Genomic DNA, 2,231 nt, shown 5'->3' on the forward strand with positions numbered 1-2,231 from the left:
GTCTTTGGTCGTAGTTAAAAACCATGGTCGAAGACACTAAACCATGGTACAAATTCTGCAGGGGTGGCGCCTCCGTGGACGCAGAGATATTTGATGCATAAAGCATTGATGTGTCCGAATAATGACGTTCAGATACTATTGCACTCAAAGCAACACAAATAGACACAAAGATGCGGTAGGGTGGTAACTGTAGTGTTCCATAACGCATTGATGCGTTTGTTGGGTGCGCTACGGGGCTGTTTTCCTTCCGGTGGTCAGCTTGACCTGCGAATAACGGCCCGACTAGAAACTAAACAACACACCATCACCGACGATAGGAGCGTATCTTCTATGGATTCGACCATCTTTAATCGCCGTACCCTGCTGGGCAGCGGCGCACTTGTGGGCATTGGTGCCCTGCTTGCAGCCTGCGGCCAGCAGGCAAATAACGAGGCGGCAGCCACCGCCTCCGCGGCGCCGAGCGAAACCGCTTCGGCGTCTGCGGCGGCATCCGATGCCGCTTCTGCATCAGCTACTCCGAGCCCGCGAGTCACTCGCGGGTATTCAGGTAATTCCAAAGCCCCGGATGGTGAGTACCGTAAAGCCGATGAGTACGGCCCTGCTCAGAATGTTCCCAAGCCTCGTAATGAGCCTGCTCAGTACCCCGAGACGGAAGAAGGCCTCTACCGGATGATGAAGGACTGGGTTGTTGCGCATAACTATGCTATCCAGACCGGGGACTGCTCCTACGCTTTCAAGTACGTCACGGAAGATGCAGAAGAATATGAGTTCTACCGGTACATTGAGGGTCTTTATCAGCGCGGTGGTTGGACTGTTGATGGGTTGGATAGCTACCAGCCAGAGGGCCCGCTTATCTACGATGAAGCAAAGAAAATATATCGTATGAAGCACCGTCGTTTCTGGAGCACAGTTATGTACGTGGAATCTAATGGCCACCTCACAATGAAGGCTAACACTGACACCAGTGACGATACTTTCTACTTCCTTTTCACCTATTCCGACGGCTATTGGAAAATTGCTGGAAGTAAATCAGAAGAGGAACTGTAGAATAAAATGAATCTAATTCGTTGCCCAAGAATATTTATTTGTGTTGTATTAGCAACAACTTTTTCAGCTATAGATAATCCATCCGCAATAAGTGCAGAGTGTACAACTAAAGACTCTAGTGGACATTGCGTGCAAGTGCCCGGTCAGCCAAATCAGCGTCGCGGTGATTCCACCTCACGTAACCAAGAAAAACAATCCGATTTGCCCTCAAATGATGAGCATTCTGCAAAACCAATAGGTGGATCCTACCATAATTGGATTGATGAAATACATCAAACTCACAGGGTCAACAAAGACAGTGGTGGCGTTGATTACTATGCACCACTTGACGGAAATAATACATGCTATACGGAAGATTACCGTCCCGGAAAACAAAAATACTCGGAATATAAGCTAGAAGATGGAATGGCTGTGAAGACGACTAAAAGAGGGGGCGGGTTTGAACTGTCAAAGTTCTGCAAACCTCATGACGCTAAAACCTTCACCTCTAATGACCCCGCACAGCCCAAGGGTCCCACTATTGAAGAAATGCTCCAAGAGATTGAGGACCAATTCGCTAAAACCGATATCCAGGCCCCTGTTTTGAAGCAGTCCTATAACCTTGGCTCTGGTCAGGGCGAAGACAACCCCAACGTCTATAAGAATCAGGCGGTCAACTTCTACGTTGACGCCCCCACCGCACGTTGGGAAGGCGACCTCATGATTGGCCACGTAGAGATGGAATCCTACCCCACCCAGATGACCATCCAGTACGGTAACGGCGACGAGGGCAGCTTCTACACGATGGGCAAGCCGGTCAGCAGGGCACGTGGTGAAGAGTCACGCAAGACCGCGACCAGTTATGTCTATAAGCGTTCAGGCAATTTCCATGCCTATGCGACCGTGTCTTACTCTGGTCGTTTCCGTGTGAACGGCGGTGACTGGCATGCTCTGGATGTCGTGTTGACGAAGGAAACTGTCGATCCGTTGCTGATCCGTGTGTGGTGGGTTGACGTGGGCCGTGTCGGTGGCACCTGCGATGAAGACGACACTCGTTGGGGTTGTAAGAACGACCCCACGATGGGTAAGAAGGATAATCCGAACCCTCGTCTGCGCAAGGCTGATATTCGTACCGGTCAGCGTTGGCATCTGAACGATAACGGTGACGGGGACACGGAGTATTCGCTGCACCGCGACTGGCCCGA

1 protein-coding gene and 1 pseudogene are annotated in these 2,231 nt (G+C 50.7%); both read left to right on the forward strand.

Translation table 11 applies throughout. The features are described 5' to 3' along the window. Nucleotides 1–330: 330 nt before the first annotated feature. A complete protein-coding gene (locus tag HMPREF2779_RS01315; protein WP_105360627.1) occupies nt 331–1,047 on the forward strand; it encodes a DUF6318 family protein in 717 nt (238 codons plus the stop codon). A 582-nt stretch (nt 1,048–1,629) separates the two neighbouring features. Next, nucleotides 1,630–2,231, forward strand: a pseudogene (locus HMPREF2779_RS01320) (peptide ABC transporter ATPase); the annotation flags it as partial.

The organism is Rothia sp. HMSC069C03, assembly GCF_001811075.1.
Lineage (GTDB): Bacteria > Actinomycetota > Actinomycetes > Actinomycetales > Micrococcaceae > Rothia > Rothia mucilaginosa.

Excerpts from the sequence above, each read along its gene's own strand:
- HMPREF2779_RS01315 (WP_105360627.1), top strand. The coding sequence starts at position 331 with ATGGATTCGACCATCTTTAATCGCCGTACCCTGCTGGGCAGCGGCGCA.